The organism is Stenotrophomonas sp. GW821-FHT01H02A (assembly GCF_059422145.1).
On record NZ_JBWKWI010000005.1, the window covers coordinates 13,287 to 38,518 of the forward strand.

A 25,232-nucleotide genomic window follows, 5' to 3' on the forward strand; every position below is an offset into this window, starting at 1 on the left:
AAAAAGCGCCGCGGATGCGGCGCTCTTGTTGGGTTCTCAATCCGTGATCTTCTGGAGATTGTCGTAGAAGAACTTTAGATCCCGCTCCCCGGTGACACCGTAGAGTGAGTATTTGCGGCCTAGCATCGCTCCGCCATCCCGTACCAAAGGGTTCCAGACGAAGGTGGCGCGAGCCCGGTTGGACCTGGGGAGAATTGTATCGAAGGGAATCGATATGTAGATTCCTTTGTCGAAGCTCCCTTCTCCGAAGTCGCGAGCGGAAACATTTGTCTTGGTTGCGTAGGCGCCCATCGTGACCCCATTGTCGAATGAGCGTGCAAGGTTGACCGTGGCACCGTAGTCCCCAGCGAGATAGCGCCCCGCGCTCAGCGAGCCGACAATGCGTTGTTCCCGGTCGAACGAATAGTAGAAACTCGCGTGGCCCGTTGTGATTGTGTAGTCCCTGAGGCCGGCAAGTTGATCATAGTCGCGCTGCCTAACCCAGTTAACGTTTGCACTAACAGCCCATGACTCTCCCCAAGGGCGATAGAGAATCTCGCCTCCGACGCCGGCATACATCCACTCCAGGTAGCCGGCGTACGCCATTCCGTAGAAATCTCTTCCCAAAGCGCCAGCGGTCGTAAGCTGGAGGTTCGGTACGGTGAAGTCGGAGTCCGTCATATACTGTCGCAGGTCCGTACGCACCCTAGGTAGCCTACTTGGAGCGTCGTACTTGAATTTATCGTAGTTGTTGAAAAGATTTGCGCTCACGGTGCCCGTGAGCCAAACATTTCTTGTAAAGAAGTAACTGCCTGTGTAGTTCGCGGCGACTTGATAAAGAATGAAACCATCTGGCCCGCCCACGTTCTGCTGGTATCCCACGTTAAAGCCGCCACCGTAGGGCGCGCGTGGTGCTTCGTAGACAGTTTCACGTTGAGCGGAGGAGGGAGGCAATGCCTCAACTCCCAGCTTCAAACTGTTTAGGTCGCTGCGCTGCTCGACATAGTCAACGAAGTGCTCGCGGCTCAAACTTGTCTCGATGACGGGCATCCCGAGGCGAACGGTAGCGAACGTGAACCAGTCGATGGACGAGTCAAGCTCGTTGTGCAGGATGCGAGATCCACGTCCTATGCCCTCTGCAGCATGAAGATAGCGCACCTGTTGGCCAGTGATAATTACCTCAGCGTCGCTTGCGCTGATCTTATCTACTCGGAAACCTGCATTCTTGCGAAGACGATCCGCGATAGCGGCCCAATCAGCGCTCTCCGTCTTGGATTCTGGCGCCTCGTTTCCTTGTTCCAACTGCGTGTTTCCAGTGGCACTCGCAACCGCCGATGAGGAATGGCGGGTAGTACGAATGGCCTCAGGAGCTGGATCAAACGGCTTTTTAGCAGAAGGCGCGTGGCCGGGATTTCCGCGAAGCGATAGAGCTACCATCAGTGCGTCCCCACGCTCCCACGCTGCTGTGAATTGGATTTGTGGGGTAATGCTATAGACGACACCTACGTTGACGGGTGTTGTTTGCCGCAGGTTGTTGTCCTTCGGTTCGTTCTTGTAGTCGTTGCCATCGTACTCAACCTTGACAAGCAATGGCTCCCAAGGTGTCTGGTAACTGACACCGCCGAATACGCCGACTCGTCCTCGAAACATTGAACTCAAACCGAACTTGCCGGCATTGTTAATGTTGCTCGTAGGAACCGGCCTTGTATCGAATCGATCATCGATCGCACCGAGGGGATTGCTGAGATCTCCCCGGTTGCCGATGTAGCCAGTCGCTAGCCCAACGCTTGCGTCGATAGGGCCGAAGCGCTTGTTTGCGACGAGGTATTCACTGGAGAACAAGCCTGTTCCGCCGAGGTCTCGCACGCCGAATGCGACCTCAGGCATCCAACGAGACTCTTCCCACAGGCGAAGCTTTACGTCGATCGATTTGTCTTTGTAGTTCTGGTCGCCGGCGATTGAGCCGTACAACCTGTTGGACACATTGATGTAGCGGAACGATCCCTCCAGCCATGGGAATGGCTGCATCGTGATGTTGTAGCGGCTGTACGGCGAGTTGTGCGAGGCAGTGAAGCTGATCTCCCCGTCATCAGCCATGCGCGCGCTCGGCGTCTGCAGCAGGCCCATTCCACCCCATTCGCTTGCGGTGGCGGGCGGCGCTTCCTGCGCGTGTAGGCAGGCGGATGTCGCCAATGCCAATGCTGAGAAAGCCAAGGTAGCGAAATGTCTGGAACGGACGTGGATCAAGGTGCTACTCGCGGATTGGGCAGCGGCTGCGTCGCGAGGAATGCGGCGAACTGCGTGTTGAACTCTGGATCGATGTCTTTCATCAGTCTTGCGGCGATGGGGACATAGATCGTGCCGCCAGGTGCGACGGCCTGCAGGTCTGCGCGGTTCCACAGCGCAATACCGATGATCTGTACGTGTCCATCCGGCTGGATCACGTGGACTTCGTCCTTGTCTGCCACGCGGTTCGATGGGCATGCAGCCAGATAATGGGTGACATCCGCAGTAGGCTGATGCGGAAGCTCGCAGGCCTGATCCAGCGCGCCCACGACGCGAACGGTGTCTGGCCTGGCGGGGTACCGCACTATGTCCAACTGCATGGCGACCGGGTTGGATGACTTGCGCGTCTGCATCAGGCGCGGCTCGAGCTCTGCCACCACCCGGCCAGTTGCTGGAAGGTCGGTCAGTTGCCTTGAAAGGCTGGAGGCAAGTTTGCTGGCTGCTTCGTCCTGGCTCTGCTGCAGCACCTTCAGGTCGTAGAGCAACCCGGCCTTGAGGCGTACCTGTTGGACGCGCGCGCTTTCGCGCAGGAGCGAGGCACCCGTGACGTAGCTGTCCGGCCTGGGCATGGCGGCGATCAGGGCATCCGCCAGGCGCGCTCCTGCAGGCAGGGCGTATACGCCAGGCGCATTGACCGCGCCCTCAACGGTAACTTCTACCGTATCGGCCACGGGCTGCGCCGCAGCCTCATGTGCGATGAAGAAGGGCAGGGTGGAACACAGGATCAGGCAGTAGCGCAGCATGGTCATTGGCCAGGGCGGAAGGGTTTGAGCTGCTCGATCTCCACGGCATAGCCGGGGGCGAGGTACTGGCGGCTCTTCCAGATGAACCCGGAGCGCTCATCCACCCAATAGATATTCGTCTCTCGGAAACCAGGGCCGGAGAGCTTCTCTTCATAGCGCACCAGACTGAGTGGGCGTTCCAGGATGACCACCTTCTCGGGGCCGACTTTCGTGAGCGTGCCCGTCACCGGTACGCTCATTTGATATGCCGGGATCCAGTCGTACTCGCGCTGCACGCGGGAAGCGCCCTGCAGTGAGCCGAGATCATCGAATGGCGATGGCCCGGTGATGCGCGCGGCGTAGCTGCGGCCGATGCCCGAGGTCGCACTGACCAGGCCGTTGCCCTGCAGGTAGAAGACTGCGTCGCCGCCGGCGATCCATGCTTGGCGCCCTGCATCCACGAACCCGAGCACGAGGACGCCATTGACGTCCGGTGCGCGCAACTGCAGCTGCGGGAAGCGCACAGCTGCGACCTGTGCGGGGGTCGCGCTCGGCTTGGAAATGAAGATCAGGCGCAGCGCGTCGGCGCTGGAACGGCTCACGGTCGTGCAGCTGCTGGTCAAGGCGGCAAGGGCCACCAGCGCAGCGATGCCAATGGCGCGGCCCCACCCGCCACGCGCGTTGAAGCGCGTGGCGTCATGCTGCATAGGACGCATGTTAGTTCCCGACTTCGCTCTCGGTACGAGCGGCGGTGTAGAGGATGTTGGTGAACGGCAGCAGCTGGTTCACGAAGCGGTTCCAGCGCGTTACGCCGGCGGCGCCCACGAACACCACGTCGCCGGGCTGCAGCATGAACTGGCTGCCCACGGCGAATGCGGTGGGTGAACGGGCTTCCAGGTGGTAGATCACCGACGGCGCCTTCTGCAGGTCCTTCGACCCGCGGATGACATACACCGCATTGCCATTCGAGGTGGCCTGGGTGAGGCCGCGGGCGCGGCCGATCGCCTGGTTCAGCGAAATGTCGGACGTGCGGAAGCTGAAGGCACCGGGCTGGGTGACTTCGCCAACGACGAAGATTTCTTTTCGATCCAGATACGGGACATAGATCGAGTCGCCGTTCTTCAGGTAGATCGGTCGGCCGCCATGCTGGCGGGCGACGGTTTCGATGTCGATCGAGTAGGTGACGCCGTCGCGGCTGAGCTGGATGCCGGAAAGATCGGCCTGGCTGGCATTGAGGCCGGCCTGGCTGATCGCATCGGAGAGCGTGAGCGGCGTTGTCGTCAGCGGGACCGAGGTCGAGCGCTCGGCAGCGCCGGTGATCCAGACGCGCTGGCTGGCGTAGGTCAGCACCGAGGTATCCACCTGCGGCGCCTCGATGTACTTGGCCAACCGTTGGGTGATTTCCGCGCGAAGCTCTACCGGGGTCTTGCCGGCGGCCTGCACTTTGCCGATGTACGGGTAGAAGAGTGTGCCGTCGCTCTGCACCAGTCGCCCGGCCAGGTTGCCTTGCTGCTGCGAACCGGCAGGCACGGTCAGCTCCGGGTGGTCCCATACGGTGATGTACAGCATGTCACCGGGGCCTACACGGTAGGGCTCGGCCTGATAATCCAGCAGTGCAGCCGGCAGTACCTGTTCGGCCTGGGACGCATCGTTCATGGCAATGAGCTTCGGCGTGATCGGGATCATCTCAAGGCGACCGTCTTCGCTGGAGCGGTTCGCTGAAACGTCGCTGTGGCGCAGGTGTTGGCCAGGGGCCAGCATGCAGCCAGACAGGAACAGGGTCGCCACGATGGCAACCGGCAGGCACAGGGGCTTCATCATCATCTTCGTCAAAGTTTTACGGCAGGCATAAAAAACCCCCGCCAAGCTTGGCCCGGCGAGGGCTTGTGTGCGGAACGAGGGGATTAGCCGCCAGTGCCGCCGGTACCACCCGTGCCGCCGGTACCACCTGGGCCACCCGGGCCGCCGGGGCCGCCTTCATTGCCGCCCGGATCGTTTTCACCGCTCGAGCTGTCGCCGCCGATGCTGTACAGCACGGTTGCGGCTGCGATGGAGGCGCCCACGGTCGCTACGACAGCGGTGGTCGAGTACGCGGATGCTTCGGCGCCGGCCACTTCCGTGGCGGTTGCCGGCTCAACAGTGGGGGCGTCCTGCGGGGCAGCCATCACCGGAGAGGCGGACAGGCCAACCAGGGCCAGCACGGCGATCATCTTCTTAAACATGAGGGGTCTCCTACTCCGTTAGGGAAAATAGCCCGTCTATGGTGACCAGCGGGGGAGCAAGAGTCAACCCGAACTGAATGTGCGGGTGCCGATCACTGCAATTGCGCGGCACCCGGCGGCGGCCGATGATGCAATCAGCCCATGGCAAGGCACCACGCCTGTGGAGGCATGATGAGGAAGGCATCCTTGAACAACCGACAGCCGATCCTGCTGACGCTCTTGATTGCCGCCAGCCTGGCCGCATGTTCCACCTCGGAGCGCCTGAGAGATACCCAGGTGCGGCCGATGGACCGACCGGAATGCCAGGTCGGCAGCCAGCGCCGCGATCTGGATGCCGGGGTGCCGGCGCTGATCGGCGGCACCGGCTGCCGCGGTAACCCGGACGCGACGCAACCCTTGAATCGACAACCGGCCAACGCCGTGGAGCTGGGTAGAAAGCATGACTGACGCAACACCGGTGGCCGCCGTGCGGCTGGACGTGTGGCTGTGGGCTGCACGGTTCTATCGAACCCGCAGCCTGGCCAAACAGGCGGTGGAAACCGGCAAGGTGGATGTGGCCGGGCAACGCCCGAAGTCTTCGCGCGCGGTACGCGTGGGCGAAGCGCTGCAGATCAGCCGTGGCGATGAAGTCTTCGAGATCGAGGTACGCGGCCTGAGCGAGACGCGCGGCCCGGCACCGGTGGCGCAGCAGTTGTATGCCGAGAGTGAGGCGTCGCTTGCACGCCGGGCGGAGCTGCGCCTGCAGCGCGCCGCGGCCAAAAATGGTTACCAGCCGCCGGAGCACAAGCCGGACAAGCGTGCGCGGCGCTTGATCCGCGCGCTGGGCGACCTGGACGCGCTCTGATCCGCGCGCGCCGCAGATAAAAAAAGACCGGGCCATTGGCCCGGTCTTCGCGTGTGCCTGCGACGGCGGATCAGCGCAGGTCGTAGCGGTCCAGCTCCATCACCCGCGCCCATGCAGCCACGAAGTCGCGGACGAACTTCTTTTCACCGTCCGCACTGGCATAGACCTCGGCCAGTGCACGCAGGACCGAGTTCGAGCCGAACACCAGATCCACGCGGCTGCCGCTCCAGCGCTGCACGCCGGTGCTGCGGTCGCGGCCGCTGTAGCCATCGCCATCGGCCACCCACTGCGTGCGCATGTCGAGCAGGTTGACGAAGAAGTCGTTGCTCAACGTGCCGACGCGATCGGTGAACACGCCGTCCTGGCTGCCGCCGACGTTGGTGCCGATCACGCGCAGGCCACCGACCAGTGCGGTCATTTCCGGGGCGGTCAGCGTGAGCAGCTGTGCGCGGTCGATCAGCAGCGCCTCGGCAGGCACAGTGTAACGGCCCTTGACGTAGTTACTGAACCCATCGGCGTACGGTTCCAGCACCGCGAACGAGTCCACGTCGGTCTGCGCCTGGCTGGCATCGGTGCGGCCGGGATTGAAGGGCACGTTGACCTCATGGCCGCCGGCCTTGGCCGCCTGTTCGATGCCGACGTTGCCGGCCAGTACGATCAGATCGGCCAGCGAGACCTGCGCGCCGCCGTCGCCCTTGAAGCCGGCCTGGATCTTCTCCAGCGCGGCCAGCACCTTGCCCAGCTGCTGCGGCTGGTTGACCGCCCAGTCCTTCTGCGGGGACAGGCGGACACGGGCACCGTTGGCGCCACCACGCTTGTCCGAGCCGCGGAAGGTCGAGGCTGATGCCCACGCGGTGGAGACCAGCTCGCCCACGCTCAGCCCGGTCGCGGCGATCTGCTGCTTCAGCGAAGCGATGTCCTGCGCGCTGAGCGGGACCTGCGGGGCCGCCGGTACCGGGTCCTGCCAGACGAACTCTTCGGCCGGAATCTCCGGGCCGAGGTAGCGCGCACGCGGGCCCATGTCGCGATGGGTCAATTTGAACCAGGCGCGGGCGAAGGCATCGGCGAAGGCCTGCGGGTCGGCCAGGAAGCGGCGCGAGATCTTTTCGTAGGCCGGGTCCACGCGCAGCGACAGATCGGTGGTGAGCATGGTCGGGCGGTGCTTCTTCGACGGATCATGCGCGTCGGGAATGATCGCCTCGCTGTCCTTGGCCATCCACTGGTGCGCGCCGGCGGGGCTCTTGGTCAGCTCCCACTCGTGACCGAACAGGATCTCGAAGAAGTCGTGGCTCCATTGCGCCGGCGTGCGCGTCCAGGTGACTTCCAGGCCGCTGGTGATGGTGTCGCCGCCCTTGCCGGTGCCGAACTTGTTGGCCCAGCCCAGCCCCTGGCTTTCCAGCCCGGCTGCTTCTGGTTCGACATCGACGTTGTCGGCCGGACCGGCGCCGTGGGTCTTGCCGAAGCTGTGGCCGCCGGCGATCAAGGCGACGGTTTCCTCGTCGTCCATGGCCATGCGGCCGAAGGTGTCGCGGATGTCGAAGGCAGCCTTGAGCGGATCGGGGTTGCCGTCCGGGCCTTCCGGATTGACGTAGATCAGGCCCATCTGCACGGCGGCCAGCGGGTTCTCCAGATCACGCGAGTGGATGTCGCCATCGGCATCATCATCGGAGACCAGCACGCCATGGTCCTCCTGCACGCCCTCGGAGCCATGCGAGTAGCGCACATCGCCGCCGAGCCAGGTGGTTTCGCGGCCCCAGTAGACATCCTGGTCCGGCTCCCAGGTATCCGGGCGGCCGCCGGCAAAGCCCAGCGTCTTGAAGCCCATCGATTCCAGCGCGACGTTGCCGGTGAGCACCAGCAGGTCGGCCCAGGAGATCGCCTGGCCATACTTCTGCTTGATCGGCCACAGCAGGCGGCGCGCCTTGTCCAGGCTGACGTTGTCCGGCCAGCTGTTGAGCGGGGCGAAGCGCTGCTGGCCGCGGCCGGCGCCGCCGCGACCATCGCCGATGCGGTAGGTGCCGGCGCTGTGCCAGGCCATGCGCACGAACAGGCCGCCGTAATGGCCGAAGTCGGCCGGCCACCAGTCCTGCGAGTCGGTCATCAGGGCCTCGAGGTCGGCTTTGAGCCCAGCGTAATCCAGGCCTTTGAAGGCCTCGGCGTAATCGAAGGTGTCATCCAGCGGATGTGAGCGGGTCGAGTGCTGGTTGAGCAGATCCACCCGCAGTTGCTTGGGCCACCAGTCCCGGTTGGTGGTGGCATCGCCGACGAGGGCGTGATTGAACGGACACTTGGCTTCGCTTTTCATGGGTATCTACCTGTGGACTGGCGAACGTGGAAACCATCGGCGCGGGGGAGGCGATGGCGACGTCGGGAACGGGGTGCCGGCACAAGGCGGGCGTGGGGCGCCGCGATGTGAAGACGTGCCCCCACGTTAGGCATTGCAGTTCATTCGGTAAACTCGAATGAATTAACAGATGCGATAGGTGTAGGCTATTTCGAGACCGGGTCAGCGCTTGCCGAACAGGCCGCCACCGAGCTTGAGCAGATCGCCGACGCCGAGTTGGCCATCGCCATCCTGGTCCAGCACGGATGTCAGCAGGCCACCGCTGTTGGCCGTCTGCGCTTCCTGGCCGAGGGCCTGGCTGAGCTGGTTGGGCGTGCCGCCGCTGGCGAAGCGCTGGGCCAGATAGGACATGACGATCGGGGCGAGGATGGCCAGCAGCTGGCTGGTCTTGCCGCTGTCCAGCCCGGTCGCCTGGCTCAGGCCCTGGGTGGCACGGTCGGTGTTGCCGCCGAACACGTGGCCGAGGATGCCGGCGCCATTGGTGGCATTGCCGCCGCCACCGCCGAGCACGCTGCCGAGCAGCCCGCCCAGATCGAAGCCGCCGGCACTGGCCGGGGCATGGTCACGCTGCAGGGCGCCGAGCAGCGCCTGCGCGCCCCGGGGCTCCTGCGCGTTGCGGCCCATCGCGCCGAGCAGCAGCGGCAGCGCCGCGCCGATCGCGCCACTGGCCTGGCTCTGGTCGATACCCAACTGCTGGGACACCTGCTGCAGGCCTTGGCCCTGCTGCAGCTGCTGGAAGAGGGACGCGGCAAGCGATTCGGTATTCACGGCGGACTCCATGGCAGGGATGGGAACCGCCCGAGCATAACGCTGCGTTGACTACGGGAATGCGAAGAGTTCACGCTTTCCGTCAGAGCAGTGCCTTCAGCCGGTACAACGCTTCCAGTGCCTGCTTCGGGGTCAGCTCGTCCGGATCGATCGCGGCCAGCGCATCCTGCGCGGCGGTATTGGGCGCGTTGAACAGGCCGAACTGCTGCGGTGCATCCAGCGCCTGCGCTGTGACCACCGCTGACCGGGTCTCGTGGCTGCGCTGCTCCAGCTCGGCCAGACGGCGGCGTGCCTGCGCCACGGTCGATTTCGGCAGGCCAGCCAATGCGGCCACCTGCAGGCCGAAACTGCGGTTGGCCGGGCCATCCTTCACGGCGTGCATGAACACCAGTGCGTCGCCGTGCTCCACTGCATCCAGATGCACGTTGGCGATACCGCTGGTGCCGCCCTCGTGCTGTTCGTCGGCCAGCGCGGTCAACTCGAAGTAATGCGTGGCGAACAGCGTGTAGCAGCGGTTCTGATGCGCGAGGTGGCGCGCGACGGCATCGGCCAGGGCCAGGCCATCGTAAGTGGAGGTGCCGCGGCCGATTTCGTCCATCAGCACCAATGACTGTGCGCTGGCGTGGTGCAGGATGTAGCTGGTCTCGGCCATCTCGACCATGAAGGTCGACTGCCCACGGGCCAGATCGTCACCGGCGCCGATGCGGGTCAGGATGCGGTCGATCGGGCCGATCACCGCGCGGCTGGCCGGCACGAAGCTGCCGATATGGGCCAGCAGCACGATCAGCGCATTCTGGCGCATGTAGGTGGATTTACCGCCCATGTTCGGGCCGGTGATCACCAGCATGCGGCGATCCGGATGCAGGTCCAGGTCGTTCGGTTCGAAGGGTTGCTCGCGCACCGCCTCGACCACCGGATGGCGCCCGCGTTCGATCTTCAGGCAGGGCGCGGTCTCCAGTTCCGGGCGCGCCCAGTCCAGCGCCTGCGCGCGCTCGGCGAAGCCGGCCAGTACGTCCAGCTCGCTCAATGCGGCGGCGCACTGCTTGAGCGGCTCCAGCCCGCTGGCCAGGATGTCGAGCAGCTGCTCGTACAGGAACTTCTCGCGGGTCAGCGAGCGCTCGCGCGCGGACAATACCTTGTCCTCGAAGGATTTCAGTTCTTCGGTGATGTAGCGCTCGGCATTGGTCAGGGTCTGGCGGCGGGTGTAGTGCACCGGCGCCTTTTCGGACTGGCCTTTGCTGATCTCGATGTAATAGCCGTGCACGCGGTTGTAGCCGACCTTCAGCGTGGCGATGCCGCTGCTGATGCGCTCGCGCTGTTCCAGGTCGATCAGGAACTGGTCGGCGTGCGTGGACAGCCGGCGCAGCTCGTCGAGTTCCGCATCGTAGCCTTCGGCGATCACACCGCCATCGCTGAGCTTCAGCGGCGGCGTCGGCGCGATCGCGCTGGCCAGCAGGTGCGCGCACTCGTCATGCGAGCCCAGTGCATCGTGCAGCGCGACCAGGCGCGGCGAATCCAGCGGTGCCAGCACAGCACGCACCTCGGGCAGCAGGCCCAGGCCATCGCGCAGTGTCGAGAAATCGCGCGGGCGTGCCGAGCGCAGCGCCACGCGGGTGAGGATGCGCTCCAGATCGCCCAGCGCCCGGAAGGCGTCGCGCACGTCGCCGTCGGCGCCGCTATCGATCAGGGTGGCAACCGCATCATGACGGTGTACCAGCACCTCGCGCAGGCGCAGCGGTCGGTGCAGCCAGCGTCGCAGCAGGCGGCCGCCCATCGGCGTCACCGTGGTGTCGAGCACGCCGAGCAGGGTGTTGCGGGTATCGCCATCGACGCGCGTATCCAGCTCCAGGTGCCGGCGCGTGGCCGCGTTCATGGCGATCGCTTCACTGGCGGTCTCGGTGGCGATCGCGGTCAGGTGCGGCAAGCGCTGTTTCTGGGTTTCTTCGACATAGCCGAGCAGGGCGCCGGCTGCGGCGGTGGCGCGCGGCTTGTCGTCGATGCCGAAACCGGTCAGGTCGTGCAGCTTGAAGAAATTCAGCAGCTGGCGGCGGCCGCTGTCGGCATCGAACAGCCAGGGCGCGCGACGGCGGATGCCGCTGCGGTACTGCAGGAAGGCCGGCCAGTTTTCTTCATCCGGCACCAGCAGCTCGGCCGGTTCCAGCCGCGCGAGCTCGGCTTCCAGCGCATCGTCCGAATCGACCTCGTTGACCAGGAAGCGGCCACCGGCCAGATCGGCCCAGGCCAGCCCGTAGCCGTGCCTGCCGCGCGAGAGCGCCATCAGCAGGGTATCGCGGCGCTCGTCCAGCAGCGCCTCGTCGGTCACGGTGCCGGGGGTGACGATGCGCACCACCTTGCGTTCCACCAGGCCCTTGGCCAGCGCCGGGTCGCCGATCTGTTCGCAGATCGCCACCGACTCGCCCAACGCGACCAGGCGCGCCAGATAGCCCTCGTAGGCGTGCACCGGCACGCCGGCCATCGGGATCGGCGCGCCGCCCGAGCTGCCGCGCTGGGTCAGGGTGATGTCCAGCAACCGTGCCGCCTTGCGGGCGTCGTCGTAGAACAATTCGTAGAAGTCGCCCATCCGGAAGAAGAGCAGCAGGTCCGGGTAGTCGGACTTGGCGGCGAAGAACTGCTTCATCAGCGGGGTGTGTTCGGGCTGCTTCTCTGTCACGCGGGGTCCATCACAGTCGGGGGCAGCCTGGAAAGCTGCCTGGTCGGCCATTGTAGGGGAGGGGGCGGGCAGGGCGAAGGGCGCCCGGCGCGAGACCTTGCCCAGATGCCCGGTGCGCGCACAGCCCCACGGTCATTCAATCGCGAACCCGGCAACGTGGCCGGTTTCGTCAAGCCGGACCGTGTAGCCGATGAATGCACCCGGGCCGAACTCGGCCACGTAGCGGTAAAGCGTGCCCTTTTCGCCCTGGCGCGTGCCCTTGAACACCATGCCGGTCGGTGCACCGTACGGGCCCAGCGAATTCTTCAGGCCGGCACCGACGCCGACGGCCAGCTTGCCACGCAGGTCCTCGCTGAAGGCGCTGTAGGTGGTCCCGTCCTGTAGTTGGCGGAATGACGCCTTTGCGCTGTCGCTGACCGCGGCAACCTCGCCTGCAACTGGCCGGTCCCACGCTGCGACGATGTCCGGATGCAGTGCGGCGAACACCAGATTGGTCATGGTGATGCCGGCTTCCGGCTTCTTGTCGCCGAGATTGCTGAAGGCCAGGATGCGCAGGCCAAGCTCAGGGAAGTACTCATCGGCAGTGGTGTAGCCCTGCGAGCCGCCGGTGTGACCAATCCGCGCCTGCCCATACACCTCGTCCACGAACAGGCCGAGGCCGTAACCCACCGGCTTGCCATCGGCAGTGGCGAAAGCGGTCTTCATCTGCGCATAGCCGGCTGCGGACACCACCTTGCCGCCGCGCAGGCCGGCGTCCCAGCGCGCCAGGTCATCCAGGGTGCTGACCAGGAAGCCGGCAGCACCGCTCCAGTCCGGGTGGAAATATGGCGAACGCCGCAGCACACCCTGCTCATGCCGGTAACCAACGGCCATGCCGGCCAGGCGATCGCTGTCGGCCAGGGTGAAGGTGTGGACCATTCCCAGCGGCGCCAGCATGTGTCGCTGCAGGTAGTCGCGATAGCGCTCGCCCGAGACGGTTTCGATCACCTTGCCGAGCAGCGCGTAGCCGGTATTGGAATACGACCAGCGCGTGCCCGGAGGGAAATCCAGCGGCTTGTCGGCAATGCGCGCGATCAGGTGGTCGAAATCGATGGGGCGGGTCGCCAGGTCATCGACCTCCGCTTCGGGCCCGTCGAAGTAGTCGCGCAGGCCGCTGGTATGGGTCAGCAGCTGGCGCAGGGTCAGCTCGCTGGCGTGCGGCGCATGCGGCAGGTAGCGCGACAGTGGGTCGTCCAGTTGCAGTTTGCCCGCTTCCTGCAGCTGCACGATGGCTGCGGCGGTGAACTGCTTGGTGATCGAACCGATCTCGAACGGCGTATCGGTGCGCACCGGCAGCGCGCGCTCACGGTCGCGCAGGCCGTAGGCACTGGAATAGATGGGGGTGCCATCCACGGTCACCGCGATCGCCGCGCCGGACACCTGGAAGCGTTGCATGACCTGCTGCACATCGGCATCGATGCGCCGCGCCACGGCGGGGGCGAGGTCGGCGGCATGGCTGCCACCGCCGCCACTCCGCACGGCCGGCAGCGTGGGCGAGGCCGATGCGCCGCCGCAGGTGGCAATGGCAGCGGCCAGGCCGACGGCAATGATCCGCGGGAATCGAGTACGCATGTTCGCACCACCCATTATTCAATTTTGGTCTATAGTTTGAATTATGAGCCGACCCCCAGCAAGCCCTGATGCCGCGCGTGCCCTGGAGCTGACCCCCGACCAGCTGGGGGCCATGGCGTCTTCGCCGCGGCTGGCGATCCTGCAGCGGCTGGATATCGATGGGAACGCCACCGCGCGCGAGCTGGGCGAGCGTCTGGGGCGCCCGGTTACCGCGCTCTACCACCACCTGGAGCGGCTGGAAGCGGCTGGCCTGGTGCAGGTGGTTGAACGGCGGAGCACCGGGCGCCGGCCCGAAGCGGTCTACGCAGCGGTATCGCGGCAGTTGTCCTCGGCCGCCGCACTACGCACGCCGGGGGGGCGCAGGAACCTGATCAAGGTGGCCAGCAGTGCGGTGGGCGCCAGCTTGCGCGCGTTCTCGGCGGCCGCCATGCAGGCCGCGGCGTGTTTCGAAGGCAGCCAACGCAACTGCGCCGTGCGCCATCTGTCATTCCGTGCCGACGCTGCCCGGTTGGCGCGCATCAACGCACTGATAGCCGAACTCGAACAGGCCAGCCTGCAGGCCGGTGAAGAGGCCGAGGATGGCCAGCCCCTGCTGTTGACGGTGGTGCTGGCCAGCGTGTCGGACAAACACAAGGACTGACGACGGTTCGGCGCATCGTCCCGGTTGCCGCGACGGTATCGCGCGTGCGCGGTGTGCAGCCGGTCAGTCCGTGCGCAGGTGCACGGTGGGGTGGGCGGCGAACACGCCCATGATGATGTCGAAATAGGTCTGTCCGGCACCACGTTCCAGCGCGTCCAGCTGGGCGCTGATGGTCGCGGCGTTGAACATGCCGGGACGCGCCTGCTTTTCCTGCAGCCAGGCGCGGGTGGCCGCGACGCCGAGCGCGGCGCGGCTGTGTGCGATGTGCGTCCAGCGCACGGTGGCGGATGGGTGTCCTGCCAGGGCGCCGTAGCCGCCGTAGAGCAGGTCATCCAGCGCATCCAGGCTTGGGCCCAGTTGCCAGTCCTCGCTGGCCATGAACACGCGGTTGATCTCGGCGTAGAAGCCGGCGATGTCGTGGATGGCGCTTCCGTCCAGCACCAGGGTTGGGCCGGTCATGTTCCGGTCCGCGCGTCCAGGTGCTGCGCGCACCGGGCGGTGGTTGTCGACGGCAGGGCGGGTTCATGCATCGGCAGCAGTCCTCGTGACGCATTTGGTGGGTGGCCTCCCAGGACGCGACGCCGTCGGTCATCACGACGGGTCCAGCGCTCGATTGTGCGCGCAACACGGTGCGTACAGCGCTTTTCTGCTCCTGAAGCACTGCAGCGCCGTGGGCGGTCGTCTGCAAGCCGCGGCGGCTGGATGGCTGCGGCCTGAATGCCCCCGGCTGCGTTGACGCAGCGTGGACGCAACTTCACCCGGGCTTGCCGCAGACAGGCAGACACTCGACGCATGTTCCATAAACAGGGATCGACCATGAAGACGAGCATCCGCGTGTTGTGCCTGGGCAGTTTGCTGGCGGTGTCGGCAGTGGCTGGCGCACAGACCTACGGCCCCAAGGACGAAGGACGCCGCTTCAACGACGGCAGCAAGGTCGTCTGCCACAACGTCGAGGTCCAGCGTAATTCCAAGGATCCCAATCGCATCACCGGCACTGCAACCGGCGCCGTGGTGGGTGGGCTGCTCGGCAACCAGGTCGGCGGCGGCAACGGCAAGAAGCTGGCCACGGTCGCCGGTGCTGTCGCCGGCGGCGCCGCAGGTCGCCAGATCCAGGGCAACCAGCAGTCCAAGAATGGCGACCGCGTGGTCGAGCGTCGCTGCGAGCGTCAGTACCGCTGATCGCCGGCCTCTCTGGGCGCGCTTATCCTTACGCATCACCCCTTCCGCATCAACGAACAAGGCGACCCTCGGGTCGCCTTGTTCGTCTGCGCCATCTGCTTCAGCGGTAGCGACTCCAGCGCACCGTCGCTGCCGCAGGGCCACCTGGCGTGACCGTGGGTGCTTCGCAGATGCCGGGATTGTAGTGGTTGTCACTCTCCTGCGGGACGATCACCTGCGCGCCGCCCTGCTGGATGGTGGTCGAACTGCCCGGGTTGTTGGTCCCCACCGTCAGGCTGCCGTGGATCACGGTGGTCTGCGCGGCGGTGGCCAGGGTGGAGCCCAGGATCACGTTGCCGTGGATCTCCCAGCCGGACAACTGCGCACCGCTTTCCGTGACCAAGGCCACGTTGCCGATCGGCAGGCCGCGGTGGGATCTGTCCGCGGCATCCTTCCATTCGGTGAACTGCGATGACGTGCCGGTCTTGTCGCACAGGTTGGCCGGGTAGTAATCGCCGTCGCAGATCCGGGCCGGGGTGGAGAAGTTCGGCGCGATCAACCGGTCGTGGCCGGACTGGGTCAGGGTCACGTAGCCTTTGGCGATCAGCGTGGTGAGCAGATCGCGGTTGCCGTCGTCGTCGCGCAGTTGGGTGCCATCGATCTTCAGCGCAGTGTCGAACCAGAACACGCCGCGTGGCAGATGGGTCAGGCCGGTGATCGTCCAGGCGCCGGTGGCGGTCTTGTCGCGGAAGCAGTGCGCCGCGCCATTGTCCGCCTGGTTCCAGTTGCAGGTCAGGAACGGCGCACCGTTGGCGGGCAGCCGGCGCAGGTCCTGGGTCGCCAGGTTGTAGACGCCGTCCATCGACTGTCCAGCCTTGTTGCGGACGTTGCGGATGGTCAGGTGCGGCGCCCCTTCCAGCCATTCGAAGATGTAGTTGGCCCCGTCGCGGTAGGTGCTCACATCGATCGCACCGACGCGGGTGTCGCAGAACGGAATGCCGGGCAATCCGGGGCTGGTGCCGGTCTGGCGGGTGCGCAGGCCGGGCATCGCCTTGCCGACATCGGGGACGGCCTGCCGACCGCTGCCCCACTTCAGGTCGCCGGCGACGTTGCCGCTGCTCACCGACGGGAAGTTCCAGTACAGACCGGCCTGGGTGGCGGTGATGTCGCGGCCACCCACCAGCGTGCCGATGGTGCCGGTCACGATGTCCACATCGCCATTGGCGAGCACCGCCGTGTAGCGTCCGCCCCAGCCACTGATGGACAGGTAGTGGCCCCACAGCTGCTCGATGGTCAGCGTTGCCAGCGAGACGGTGCCGCCGGCGATGCCGGTCGAGCGGAAGCTCAGCTGGTCCGGCAAGGCATCGGTGGACGTTCCGGAGAGGTGCTGGGCCGATGCTGCACCCGTCACCACGCCATTGGCTGCATCCGCAGACAACCGTGACAGATCCAGCAGCCAGGTATCGCCGCTGGCGAGCGCCACGACGATGCGCCCGCTGGTGGACGGCACGATGGTTCCCACACTCCACGGCAGGCCACCGCTGACCGTCGAGGCGATCAGCTTGCCACCCACTTCGGTGCTGCCGATCAGGGTGCCACCGCTGTACACGTTGGCGGTGTAGGCGCCGGCCCGGATCGCGGTGTAGTTGCCGCCACTGACGCCGCTGCCGATGGCCACGTTGCGGCCCCACAGGGTGGTATTGCTGGGGTTGCCCATCTGGTTGATGCGGATGGTGCCCTGCGAGTGCACGTGGCCGCCGCTGAGGATGCCACCGCCGCTGAGGGTGACATCGCCCTTGGCACAGCCGGAGATGCTCGCCTGGCTGGCGCCGGACAGGTTGATGCTGCCGGCCACGGCGATGTTTTCGAAGCCGGCCGGGTTGGTGACCCCGAGTGAGCCACCGGTGATGTTGAGGTCGCCGTTGAACACCATCGGCGCCGCGGGAATCGTGGCACACACGGGCGAGGTGGGCGTGCCACCGCCACCGGGCGTCACGTCGTACAGCACTTCCACCGTGGCGCTGGTGGTGGTCGATCCGCTGCCAGCCAGTGCAGTGATCGTGGCGGCGATCTGGTAGTTGCCACTGGCACCGCTCAGTGCGGTGATCTGTGCGTTGCCATCGGGGATGCCGATCGCGCCCATCCCGCTGATGGTGGCGGGCATGGCCAGCCCGCCACTCGCGTTGGCCCAGCCGGCCATCGTCGCCGGATCCACCGCGAGCAGGTAGCGCCGCACGACTTCGACACCCCGCCAGGCTGCGGCCTGCGCTGCAGTCACCGAATGCGTCGTGATCTGGCGTTGCTGGTCGCCGCGCAGGGAGTAGATCGAGGCGGCGACCGTCACCGATACCGCCAGGCCCACCATCAGTACGATCCACAGCGTCGCCATGCCCTGCTGCCGCGCGGGGCCGGGCGAGCGGGGGGATCGGGCGGGCATCCGCCGGACAGGGTGATGCATCGTGGACGTCCTGGTCATGCGGCAGGAGAGACGGTGAGGTTGGGCAGGCACACCGAGAACAGCACATCGTCACTGTCCTGGCGCAGGATCACGCGCTGGCCAGTGCGCTCGACGGTGTCCTGCTGCTGGTAGGGCAGGCAGGCATCGGGCACGGCCACGAACCGGTAGCCGGCCCCTTCCGCCGCGCCGCGCAGGGTCAGCGCACCGACTTCGCGTTCGGCACCGGTGAATGCGCTGCCATCTTTCTGGACCGGGTCGAAGAACGCCGCTTCGGCGGCGACCGGTTGCCATTCGGTATCCGCCCAGGTCGCCGCTGCCGCGCTGCCGCACAGCTTGGGGGGCAGGCGGTAGAGCCCGCGTACGGCGGTCCCACTGTCCGCCGCATCGACCAGGCGCAGGCCCGCACAGAGGTCGGCCTGGCCCAGCTCTTCTTTGAAGCGCCACGCGATCTGCTTGCCGTCATTGCTGATCGCCAGTCGGCTGCCCAGGGTATCGGCGGCCGGAATGCCGAAGCCCGCTTCCTGCAGTTCGATCTGCGCGGCCAGCAGTGCGGAGGCGACCTGCCCATCGCGCAGCGCAGAGCGCGATGCGTTGCCGGTGCTCTCGATCATGTTCTTGTAAAGCACCAGCATCGCGGCGATGGTCAACAGCGAGATCACCAGGCCGACCATCATGCTGATCAGGCTCTGGCCACGCTGGCGGCGGGCAGTGGTGTGGGGGCTCATTGATGATTCGAGAGCAGCAGGTCGGCGCCGTGCTCGCCGGGATCGTCACCGTCCAGCTCCAGATCGGCAGCGCGCACGCTCAGGCCCACTTCGCGCGGTGCCTCGACGGACAGGACGGTGCCGCCCAGGCCGACATTGATCTGCGGCGCGGTGCCGCAGGCGACCTGCGCTTCACGGCTCAGATCGGCGGCCAGCGCGAGCGAAATCGTGCTGCTGCCGCACAGGCCGGTGCCGCCGTTCTGCAGCTGCTCACGCAGTTGGCCCACCACCAGCCGCTCGACCTTGGTGGTGCGCTGGTTGGCCATCAGGCGCGACTGCACATGCGCCAGGCCGGCGGCGATCAGCGAGGTGATCAGCACGGCGACCAGGGCTTCGAGCAGCATGTCGCCACGCTGCCGGCGCGGACTGCGCGGCTCAGAGCATGTCGACATACAGCGGATCCTGGGTGGAGAGTCCGACGGCGATGCGGCCCAGTGCGACGTCGCTATCGGTGCAGCCATCGGCACCGGGCAGGCGCACGCCGCGCGCATTGAAGCTGACGCAGTCGAAGTCCGGGTGGGCGCTGGCGACCAGTGCGTCGGCATCGGCGAAACCGTCCTGGTCGGCAAGCTTCAGGCGGACGCCATTGCGCAGCTTCGCCGACCAGGCGGGTGTGTCCACCCCGGCCACCATCACTTCCAGCCACCCGGCGCGCAGGCGCAGCATCGCGGCCGGTGCCGTGGCCCGACGCGCGGAAGGATTGCGCAGGGCCATCGCGCGGGCCTGGGAGACGCCTTCCCACAGCAGGCTGCGCGCTTCCATCTGGCGGTTGCTGCTGACCCAATGCGTACCGAACGGCATCGCCGCCATCAACAGCATCGCCATGATGAACAGCCCGATCATCAGCTCGATCAGGGTCACGCCTCGGGCACGGGACAGCCGCATCGGATTACCAGCTGTCGATGCCGACGGCGCTGCAGGCGCTGCCGACCGTGCGGGTATTGGCCGCGTCCAGGCTGAGGACGCAGCCGCTGGCCTTGCCCATCGTCGCGCCGGCCTCGGCGCTCAAGGTGTAGCCGCCGTCGTTGGGGGTGTAGTTGAAACTGAAGTCTGCGCTGCTGGCGGCCGGCGTCCAGCCGCGCTGGGCGACCTCGGCGCTGGGCGGGTAGCTGAGGGTGCGCTGGCGGAAATTCTCGACCGTGGCCGAGAGGGCGAGCAGGTCGCTCTGCGCCAGCCGGATCTTGGAACGCAGTACATAGCGCGAGTACGCCGGCAGTGCGATCGCCGCAAGAATGGCGATGATCGCCACTACGACCATCAGTTCCAACAGGGTGAAACCGCGCGCGCGACGCCCGCCGTCCTTGCTTGTCACTACTGTCTCCATCGATGTTCGTCGCCAGCCCCGGGCGGAGGTGTGATGCGTCTGCAGTTCCGATGCCGGTAGGCGACGCCCATCTCCGGCGGAATTGTGAAGACCTTCACAATTTATTAGCGATTGGCAGCCGGTGTCAACGAGAAATGCTGCGACGCAGCGTCGCACTTGGAGGCGCGTCGGCTGGCCCGGTGCCCCTTGATCAGCGCAGCGGCGGACTGCCCGCCAAGGTGCGGGCGCCGGTGATGATCATCCGCAGCATCTGGGTCAGCTGTTCGATCAGTTCCGGATCTTTTTCGGGCGGCAGATCGACCGCCGTCGCGCCCATCGCGAACACCAGCCGGGTGATCGCCTTGGAAGCCAGTGCCGGTTCGTGCAGGCGCGCGCCGTCGGCAGCGGCCAGGCGGATCAGATCGACCCGCAGTTCGTCTTCGAAGTAATTCAGTTCGCGGTCGACCGCGTGCTTGAATGCATCCGAGCCTGCCGTGCCCTCGCGCAGCAGCACGTGCAGCAGGCGATCGTCGGCGCGCAGCTGCTCCATGAACGTCTCCACCGACAGCCGGATCACGCTGCGGTCGGAGGAGGCCGCGCGCTGGCGCGCCTCGCCGATGATGGTGCGCAGCGAGCGCCCGGCCAGGTCGATCAGGGCCACGGTCAGCTCGTCCATGTCGCGGAACTGGCGGTAGAACGAGTTCGGGGCGATCCCGGCTTCACGCGCGACCTCGCGCAGGCTCAGCGTGGAGACGCTGCGGTGCGGCCCGATCAGGGCCAATGCCGCGGCCAGCAGATCCTCGCGCGAGATCGAGGCTTTGCGCGCGGGATGGGCGTCGTCGGAGGCAGGCAGGGGCAGGTCTGGGGAGGTCATCGGGGGCAGCGCGGTCAAGTCCCTGAATCATAGCCCGTCCCGGCAATATACAATTGTATACACAGTCGTATGCTCGGCCGTATAGTGCCCAGCATGAGCACCGTCCCGCGCCTCGCCGCCCGCCGTCACGCCACCAGCCCCCGCCGCTGGGTCTCCGAGGAGCTGTTCGACTTCTGGGGCACCCGGCTGCATCCGCTGTGGACCTTGCGCCGCCCTCTGGCCCGGCTGGTGTCGCGCACCGCCGAGAGCGCGGATGCGGTCACCCTGGTGCTCAAGCCCAACCGCCATTTCCACGGCCTGCTGCCGGGCCAGCACGTCACCCTCGGCGTGGAGGTCGATGGGCGCCGCCTGTCGCGCAGCTACAGCCCGACCGTGCTGGCCGACGGGCGGCTGGCGATCACCGTCAAGGCGATTGCCGGTGGCGCGGTCAGCCAGCATCTGGCCGGTGCCGCCGCGATCGGTGAGGTGTTCGAACTCGGCCAGGCGTTCGGTGAGATGACCTTGCCTGAGGCCTCCAGCGAACGCCTGCTGTTGTTGGCCGCTGGTAGCGGCATCACCCCGATGCGCGCGCTGCTGCGCCAGCTCGATGGCGCCGGCATGCCGGGCCAGGTGGACCTGGTCTACTGGGCCCGCCGCCGCGAGGAACTGTGTTTTGCCGATGAGCTGGCCGCCCTTGCGGCACGCCATCCCTCGTTCACGCTGCACATCGCGTTGACCCGCGATCCGGCGGCGCCTGCCTCGCGAGTCGATACGTTCGCGTTCGAGGCGCTGGGTGATCTGGGCAGCGCCCGAACCCTGGTGTGTGGCCCCGGTGGCTTTGTCGATGCGGCGCAGGCGCGCCTGCACGGCCAGGTCGCCTCGTTGCAGTCCGAAGCGTTCACCCCGCCGGTCCTGCCCGAGGCGGAGAGCGGCACGGTACAGGTCGAACTGCGCCGCAGCGGCCGTACGCTGTCGCTGCCGCGCGGCTCCTCGCTGCTGCAGGCGCTGGAAGCCGAAGGGCTGCGCCCGGCCAGTGGCTGCCGGATGGGCATCTGCAATACCTGTGTCTGCGGCAAGGTGTCCGGCGTCACCCGGCACACCCTCACGGGTGAACACGCGGCCGAGCCGGCCACGCAAGTAAAGCTGTGCGTGAACAGCGCCAGCACCGACCTGATCCTGGAGCTGTGACCATGTCTTCCGTGCACAACCGCGCACTGTCCCCGGCCGAACTGCAGGCCTTCGGCGCTGAACTCGATGCACTGCGCGCGCGCCAGCTGGCCACATTGGTTGCGCGCGATGCGCGCTACATCCGCCGCATCGTGGCTGCCGTGCGCTGGACCGGCGTGGCCGGCCGTGCGCTGCTGTTCCTCGGTGCATTCGTGCACAGCGTGCTGATCCCGGCGTGGATCGCCGGTGTGGTGATGTTGGCGCTGTCCAAGATCCTGGAGAACATGGAGCTGGCGCACAACGTCATCCATGGCCAGTACGACTGGATGGGCGACCCGCAGCTGCAGGGCAGCACCTATGAGTGGGACATCGTCGGCACCGCCGACAACTGGCGCAAGACCCACAACTTCCGCCACCACACCTACACCAACGTGCGCGGGCTGGACGACGATATCGGCTACGGCCTGCTGCGGATCTTCCCCGAGCAGCGCTGGCGCCCGTTCTACCTGATGCAGCCGGTGGTCGCGGTGGTGTTCGCGCTGCTGTTCGAGTGGGGCATTGCCATACAGGATCTGCGCCTGGGCCGCGTGTTCGCCGGCAAGATGACGCTGCGTCAGCTGGGGGCGCAGTTCCGCCCGGTCGGCCGCAAGATGGGCAAGCAGATGTTCAAGGACTATCTGCTGTTCCCGGCGCTGGCCGGTCCGTTCTTCCTGCCGGTGCTGCTGGGCAACGTGGCGGCCAACCTGATCCGCAACGTGTGGACCTACGTGATCATCTTCTGCGGTCATTTCACCGCCGAGGCCGAAACCTTCCCGAAGGAATGCGTGCGCGACGAGACCCGCGGCCATTGGTACCTGCGCCAGCTGCGTGGTTCCTCCAACCTGACCGGCGGCAAGCTGATGAATGTCATGTCGGGCAACCTCAGCCACCAGATCGAGCATCACTTCTACCCGGACATCCCGGCCAACCGCTATGCGGCCATCGCGGTCGAAGTGAAGGCGATCTGCGCGCGTTACGGGCAGCACTACAACACCGGTTCGCTGCCGCGCCAGTTCGGCCAGGTCATGTGGCGGATTGTGCGCCATGCCTTCCCGAGCAAGCCGGGCCGCGTGCGTGCGCGACCGGCGGTGGGCGAGGCCAGCCGCCAGCCGGGCTGATCAGAGCGCCAGTTCAAGCTGCAGGCGCAGCAGCGGCGAGATCCTGCGTTGCCGCTGCAGCAGTTCAGTCCCTTCCTCGCTGGTCCGCGATTGTCCGGTGTGCGACGACCGCTGCACTGCGTTGTTCACGCTCAGCCGAAGTTTGCTGCCTGCACGGAGCGACCACAGCGAATACAGGTCCAGCTCGCGTGCGTAGGCGCTGATCTCGAACTGCCCGGGACTGACCTGGACCGGTCCGCCGGTCCGATAGGTGTAGCTGCCGCCAACCGTCCAGCCAGTGCGGATCTGGTAATCCGCCCCCAGGGTGCTGCTGAAGCGGACCTGCTCATCGAGACGGTTGTCCGGACCGGGGACATCATCCACGCGTGAATCATTGGCGGTCGCATTGAAGCGGACCGCCACGTCCGGCGCGGCGGCGATCAGCTGTGGGATGCGGAACGCCGTATCCATTTCCACCCCCCAGGTCATCGCCGTGCCGCCGTTCACCGGCGTGGCGACCCAGCGCCCGTCCTGCAGGTGGGTTTCCGTGCGGATCACATCGCTGATCCGGCGCGCGTAGCCACCGATACTGAGCTGCGCGCCGTCCTTGCCGTAGGTTTCGTACGACAGGTCCACGCCGGTCGCCAGCTCGGGGCGCAGTGCGGGGTTCCCACGTTCGTCGGGATTGAGCGGGCGATTGTTGGTGGAGGTGTACGGGCGCGGGATCAGCGAGGCCAGGGTGGGCGACCGATAGGTGCGGGTCAGTGCGATTCGCAGCTGATCGTCCTGGGTCCCCGGCACCTTCCACAGCGACTGCAGTACCGGCGACAGCACCTGGTCACGCCGCTGGACACCGCTGAAGCCGCTGCCGTCACTGCGGCTCTCGATCTGCTCCCAGCGCGCTCCGGCATACACGGACCAACGCTCGCTCAGGGTGAGGTCGTCCTGTGCATACACCGCCAGGCGACGAACGCGCGCGTCGAAGGCAAGGTCGCTGACCCACGTCACGGCGTGCTCGTCCACGGGCAGCAGGCGCTGCACGCGTGCTTCATCGCGGCGATCCTCGCTGCCTTCCCAGCCGAGCTGCAGCGCATGGCGCCCACGGGTGGGGAGCGTGTACTTGCCGGTGCTGTTGAGGTCACGGACGCTCAGTCGCGCATCGGTGTGGTCCTCCAGATTCTGCTGCCCATCCGGCGCCTGGCCCTGTTCGCGATAGGTGTAACGCTCGCGGTTGCCGCCGAGGCGCAGTTTGGTCGTGAACGTACCCCCGTGTTCGAACACGCGGGTCCAGCTGGCACTGCCATTGGCCTGTGCAACGTCGATGCGCGTGCGCTGCTGATAGCGGCTGGTTGCCAGTGGCGCGCCGAGCGTCGTGGTCCAGTCGATGTCGGTCAGCCGGTTGAATCGGCTCGCATCGGCGAAGCCCTGCAGCGCGAGGATGTCGCCGTTCTCCAGCGTCGCTTCAAGGCTGGGGGCAAATGAGGCCACATCGCGGTTTCCGCTCGCGCGCAGGGTCGTGTGGCGCAGCACGGTCGGCGTTCCCTGCCGGTCCCACGCACGTTCGGTTCCGGTCTCCTCGACCAGGAACCCGCGACGCGACGCGGTCGCCGTGATCGCGCTGCTGCGGTGGTCGGTGCGCCGGTTGCGCTGCCAGCTGACCGATGGCGTGTTCCGGCCGTTGCTGTTGCCCCAGGCCATCGACAGCTGCCTGGTGTCCTTGCGTGCGCCGGCGACCAGCACGATGTTGATCGAGCCGGCGATCGCTTCGCCGCGCTGCTCGGCGGTGGGTGCGCGGAGGATCTCCACGCGTTCGACCATCTCCGGCGTGAGCGACTCCAGGTCGAATCCGGCCGGCGCCTTCTGGCCATTGAGCAGGATCTGGGTATAGCCGGCGCCCAACCCGCGCAGCGACAGCGCACCGCTGCGGCCTGGCACGCCGCTGCCGACCGTGATGCCGGGCAGGCGCTTGAGCGCATCCAACAGGCCGATATCGCCGTACTGACGGAGCGCTTCGGCGCCGACCACGATCCGCGTGGCGGTGTCTTCGCGTCGTGCGTCGTATGCCGGTCCCTGCACCTGCACGGCGTCCAGTTCCGTGGGAGGCGGCGCCACCGGCGCGGGCAGGGACTGCGCAGTGACCGGGAACACCGTGCACATCGGGGTCAGGGCAAGCAGGATGCGGAGCGTAGGTGACATGGGCGGTCCGTGCAGAAGGCGAGGGCCGCATTTCTTCGGGCAACACGTGCCCCTCCTGTGGCCAGGAAATCGAAATGCAGTGTCGGGTTGGGGGTGTGGAGTGGCTTATC

The 25,232-nt window shown here is 66.4% G+C and carries 23 protein-coding genes; 6 read left to right on the forward strand and 17 right to left on the reverse strand.

Annotated features, from left to right (window positions below; translation table 11 throughout):
* Nucleotides 1-36 precede the first annotated feature (36 nt).
* The 5 genes from AC07WC_RS08990 to AC07WC_RS09010 all read right to left on the reverse strand — a co-directional run bounded on the left by AC07WC_RS08990 (nucleotide 37) and on the right by AC07WC_RS09010 (nucleotide 5,209).
* The gene (locus AC07WC_RS08990; RefSeq protein ID WP_495209705.1) at nucleotides 37-2,226 is read right to left on the reverse strand and encodes a YjbH domain-containing protein; all 2,190 of its coding nucleotides are present in this window, start codon (nucleotides 2,224-2,226) and stop codon (nucleotides 37-39) included.
* Complete coding sequence (locus tag AC07WC_RS08995; RefSeq protein ID WP_495209706.1) at nucleotides 2,223-3,008, reverse strand: capsule biosynthesis GfcC family protein; 786 nt, start codon at nucleotides 3,006-3,008, stop codon at nucleotides 2,223-2,225. Before AC07WC_RS08995 ends, AC07WC_RS08990 begins: the two co-directional genes overlap by 4 nt.
* Nucleotides 3,009-3,010: 2 nt before the next feature.
* Nucleotides 3,011-3,703 (reverse strand): YjbF family lipoprotein, encoded by a 693-nt coding sequence (locus AC07WC_RS09000; protein ID WP_495209707.1) that lies wholly within the window; start codon nucleotides 3,701-3,703, stop codon nucleotides 3,011-3,013.
* Between the two features lies 1 nt (nucleotide 3,704).
* On the reverse strand, nucleotides 3,705-4,805 hold the full coding sequence (locus tag AC07WC_RS09005; protein ID WP_495209708.1) for a polysaccharide biosynthesis/export family protein: 1,101 nt from the start codon (nucleotides 4,803-4,805) through the stop codon (nucleotides 3,705-3,707).
* Nucleotides 4,806-4,891: 86 nt separating this feature from the next.
* The gene (locus AC07WC_RS09010) at nucleotides 4,892-5,209 is read right to left on the reverse strand and encodes a hypothetical protein (protein ID WP_495209709.1); all 318 of its coding nucleotides are present in this window, start codon (nucleotides 5,207-5,209) and stop codon (nucleotides 4,892-4,894) included.
* Between the two features lie 186 nt (nucleotides 5,210-5,395).
* Between AC07WC_RS09010 and AC07WC_RS09015 the strand changes: the two genes are divergently transcribed.
* Both AC07WC_RS09015 and AC07WC_RS09020 read left to right on the forward strand, forming a co-directional pair.
* Nucleotides 5,396-5,656 carry a hypothetical protein gene (locus AC07WC_RS09015; RefSeq protein WP_495209710.1) on the forward strand — a complete coding sequence of 87 codons (261 nt, stop codon included), beginning with the start codon at nucleotides 5,396-5,398 and terminating at the stop codon, nucleotides 5,654-5,656.
* Nucleotides 5,649-6,053: an RNA-binding S4 domain-containing protein gene (locus tag AC07WC_RS09020; protein ID WP_495209711.1), complete on the forward strand. Its 405-nt coding sequence runs from the start codon at nucleotides 5,649-5,651 to the stop codon at nucleotides 6,051-6,053. The genes AC07WC_RS09015 and AC07WC_RS09020 overlap by 8 nt, the downstream gene beginning before the upstream one ends.
* A gap of 70 nt (nucleotides 6,054-6,123) precedes the next feature.
* Here AC07WC_RS09020 and katG read toward each other — a convergent pair whose 3' ends face one another.
* From katG to AC07WC_RS09040, 4 genes are all read right to left on the reverse strand, one after another.
* The gene (gene katG / locus AC07WC_RS09025; RefSeq protein WP_495209712.1) at nucleotides 6,124-8,358 is read right to left on the reverse strand and encodes a catalase/peroxidase HPI; all 2,235 of its coding nucleotides are present in this window, start codon (nucleotides 8,356-8,358) and stop codon (nucleotides 6,124-6,126) included.
* A 201-nt stretch (nucleotides 8,359-8,559) separates the two neighbouring features.
* Nucleotides 8,560-9,177, reverse strand: coding sequence for a DUF937 domain-containing protein (locus AC07WC_RS09030; protein WP_495209713.1), 618 nt, complete (start codon nucleotides 9,175-9,177; stop codon nucleotides 8,560-8,562).
* Nucleotides 9,178-9,247: 70 nt separating this feature from the next.
* Entirely contained in the window at nucleotides 9,248-11,803 is a 2,556-nt protein-coding gene (mutS, locus tag AC07WC_RS09035; RefSeq protein ID WP_495209930.1) for a DNA mismatch repair protein MutS, read from the reverse strand.
* Between the two features lie 165 nt (nucleotides 11,804-11,968).
* Complete coding sequence (locus tag AC07WC_RS09040; RefSeq protein ID WP_495209714.1) at nucleotides 11,969-13,447, reverse strand: serine hydrolase domain-containing protein; 1,479 nt, start codon at nucleotides 13,445-13,447, stop codon at nucleotides 11,969-11,971.
* Nucleotides 13,448-13,490: 43 nt separating this feature from the next.
* Here AC07WC_RS09040 and AC07WC_RS09045 point away from each other — a divergent pair, with 43 nt between their 5' ends.
* Nucleotides 13,491-14,087 carry an ArsR/SmtB family transcription factor gene (locus AC07WC_RS09045; protein WP_495209715.1) on the forward strand — a complete coding sequence of 199 codons (597 nt, stop codon included), beginning with the start codon at nucleotides 13,491-13,493 and terminating at the stop codon, nucleotides 14,085-14,087.
* A gap of 63 nt (nucleotides 14,088-14,150) precedes the next feature.
* Here the strand turns inward: AC07WC_RS09045 and AC07WC_RS09050 are convergent, their stop codons facing one another.
* Nucleotides 14,151-14,546 carry a barstar family protein gene (locus tag AC07WC_RS09050; protein ID WP_495209716.1) on the reverse strand — a complete coding sequence of 132 codons (396 nt, stop codon included), beginning with the start codon at nucleotides 14,544-14,546 and terminating at the stop codon, nucleotides 14,151-14,153.
* 357 nt (nucleotides 14,547-14,903) lie between these two features.
* Between AC07WC_RS09050 and AC07WC_RS09055 the strand changes: the two genes are divergently transcribed.
* Nucleotides 14,904-15,266 (forward strand): glycine zipper 2TM domain-containing protein, encoded by a 363-nt coding sequence (locus AC07WC_RS09055; protein WP_019184476.1) that lies wholly within the window; start codon nucleotides 14,904-14,906, stop codon nucleotides 15,264-15,266.
* A 100-nt stretch (nucleotides 15,267-15,366) separates the two neighbouring features.
* Here AC07WC_RS09055 and AC07WC_RS09060 read toward each other — a convergent pair whose 3' ends face one another.
* From AC07WC_RS09060 to fabR, 6 genes are all read right to left on the reverse strand, one after another.
* A complete protein-coding gene (locus tag AC07WC_RS09060) occupies nucleotides 15,367-17,634 on the reverse strand; it encodes a hypothetical protein (protein WP_495209717.1) in 2,268 nt (755 codons plus the stop codon).
* A gap of 83 nt (nucleotides 17,635-17,717) precedes the next feature.
* Nucleotides 17,718-18,428, reverse strand: a complete 711-nt coding sequence (locus AC07WC_RS09065) for a PilW family protein (protein WP_495209718.1) — start codon at nucleotides 18,426-18,428, stop codon at nucleotides 17,718-17,720.
* Nucleotides 18,425-18,859 carry a hypothetical protein gene (locus AC07WC_RS09070; protein ID WP_495209719.1) on the reverse strand — a complete coding sequence of 145 codons (435 nt, stop codon included), beginning with the start codon at nucleotides 18,857-18,859 and terminating at the stop codon, nucleotides 18,425-18,427. Before AC07WC_RS09070 ends, AC07WC_RS09065 begins: the two co-directional genes overlap by 4 nt.
* A complete protein-coding gene (locus tag AC07WC_RS09075) occupies nucleotides 18,843-19,352 on the reverse strand; it encodes a pilus assembly FimT family protein (protein WP_495209720.1) in 510 nt (169 codons plus the stop codon). Before AC07WC_RS09075 ends, AC07WC_RS09070 begins: the two co-directional genes overlap by 17 nt.
* Nucleotides 19,353-19,356: 4 nt before the next feature.
* Nucleotides 19,357-19,779, reverse strand: coding sequence for a type IV pilin protein (locus AC07WC_RS09080; protein ID WP_495209721.1), 423 nt, complete (start codon nucleotides 19,777-19,779; stop codon nucleotides 19,357-19,359).
* 202 nt (nucleotides 19,780-19,981) lie between these two features.
* Nucleotides 19,982-20,644 carry an HTH-type transcriptional repressor FabR gene (fabR, locus tag AC07WC_RS09085; protein WP_026069985.1) on the reverse strand — a complete coding sequence of 221 codons (663 nt, stop codon included), beginning with the start codon at nucleotides 20,642-20,644 and terminating at the stop codon, nucleotides 19,982-19,984.
* A 93-nt stretch (nucleotides 20,645-20,737) separates the two neighbouring features.
* Here fabR and AC07WC_RS09090 point away from each other — a divergent pair, with 93 nt between their 5' ends.
* Nucleotides 20,738-21,811: a ferredoxin reductase gene (locus AC07WC_RS09090; RefSeq protein ID WP_495209722.1), complete on the forward strand. Its 1,074-nt coding sequence runs from the start codon at nucleotides 20,738-20,740 to the stop codon at nucleotides 21,809-21,811.
* Between the two features lie 2 nt (nucleotides 21,812-21,813).
* The gene (locus AC07WC_RS09095) at nucleotides 21,814-22,947 is read left to right on the forward strand and encodes a fatty acid desaturase family protein (RefSeq protein ID WP_495209723.1); all 1,134 of its coding nucleotides are present in this window, start codon (nucleotides 21,814-21,816) and stop codon (nucleotides 22,945-22,947) included.
* On the opposite strand, the gene AC07WC_RS09100 is transcribed toward AC07WC_RS09095, so the two are convergent.
* The gene (locus AC07WC_RS09100; protein WP_495209724.1) at nucleotides 22,948-25,122 is read right to left on the reverse strand and encodes a TonB-dependent receptor plug domain-containing protein; all 2,175 of its coding nucleotides are present in this window, start codon (nucleotides 25,120-25,122) and stop codon (nucleotides 22,948-22,950) included.
* Nucleotides 25,123-25,232: the final 110 nt, after the last annotated feature.

Bases quoted from the DNA above. Each gene is read 5' to 3' on its own strand.
- AC07WC_RS09005 (WP_495209708.1), bottom strand. From the start codon at position 4,805: ATGAAGCCCCTGTGCCTGCCGGTTGCCATCGTGGCGACCCTGTTCCTG.
- AC07WC_RS09055 (WP_019184476.1), top strand. From the start codon at position 14,904: ATGAAGACGAGCATCCGCGTGTTGTGCCTGGGCAGTTTGCTGGCGGTG.
- AC07WC_RS09020 (WP_495209711.1), top strand. From the start codon at position 5,649: ATGACTGACGCAACACCGGTGGCCGCCGTGCGGCTGGACGTGTGGCTG.
- AC07WC_RS08995 (WP_495209706.1), bottom strand. From the start codon at position 3,008: ATGCTGCGCTACTGCCTGATCCTGTGTTCCACCCTGCCCTTCTTCATC.
- fabR (WP_026069985.1), bottom strand. From the start codon at position 20,644: ATGACCTCCCCAGACCTGCCCCTGCCTGCCTCCGACGACGCCCATCCC.
- AC07WC_RS09095 (WP_495209723.1), top strand. From the start codon at position 21,814: ATGTCTTCCGTGCACAACCGCGCACTGTCCCCGGCCGAACTGCAGGCC.
- AC07WC_RS09065 (WP_495209718.1), bottom strand. From the start codon at position 18,428: ATGAGCCCCCACACCACTGCCCGCCGCCAGCGTGGCCAGAGCCTGATC.
- AC07WC_RS09030 (WP_495209713.1), bottom strand. From the start codon at position 9,177: ATGGAGTCCGCCGTGAATACCGAATCGCTTGCCGCGTCCCTCTTCCAG.
- AC07WC_RS09090 (WP_495209722.1), top strand. From the start codon at position 20,738: ATGAGCACCGTCCCGCGCCTCGCCGCCCGCCGTCACGCCACCAGCCCC.
- AC07WC_RS09040 (WP_495209714.1), bottom strand. From the start codon at position 13,447: ATGCGTACTCGATTCCCGCGGATCATTGCCGTCGGCCTGGCCGCTGCC.
- AC07WC_RS09070 (WP_495209719.1), bottom strand. From the start codon at position 18,859: ATGTCGACATGCTCTGAGCCGCGCAGTCCGCGCCGGCAGCGTGGCGAC.
- AC07WC_RS09050 (WP_495209716.1), bottom strand. From the start codon at position 14,546: ATGACCGGCCCAACCCTGGTGCTGGACGGAAGCGCCATCCACGACATC.
- AC07WC_RS09045 (WP_495209715.1), top strand. From the start codon at position 13,491: ATGAGCCGACCCCCAGCAAGCCCTGATGCCGCGCGTGCCCTGGAGCTG.
- AC07WC_RS09000 (WP_495209707.1), bottom strand. From the start codon at position 3,703: ATGCGTCCTATGCAGCATGACGCCACGCGCTTCAACGCGCGTGGCGGG.
- AC07WC_RS09060 (WP_495209717.1), bottom strand. From the start codon at position 17,634: ATGGCGACGCTGTGGATCGTACTGATGGTGGGCCTGGCGGTATCGGTG.
- katG (WP_495209712.1), bottom strand. From the start codon at position 8,358: ATGAAAAGCGAAGCCAAGTGTCCGTTCAATCACGCCCTCGTCGGCGAT.
- AC07WC_RS09100 (WP_495209724.1), bottom strand. From the start codon at position 25,122: ATGTCACCTACGCTCCGCATCCTGCTTGCCCTGACCCCGATGTGCACG.
- AC07WC_RS09075 (WP_495209720.1), bottom strand. From the start codon at position 19,352: ATGCGGCTGTCCCGTGCCCGAGGCGTGACCCTGATCGAGCTGATGATC.
- AC07WC_RS09010 (WP_495209709.1), bottom strand. From the start codon at position 5,209: ATGTTTAAGAAGATGATCGCCGTGCTGGCCCTGGTTGGCCTGTCCGCC.
- mutS (WP_495209930.1), bottom strand. From the start codon at position 11,803: ATGAAGCAGTTCTTCGCCGCCAAGTCCGACTACCCGGACCTGCTGCTC.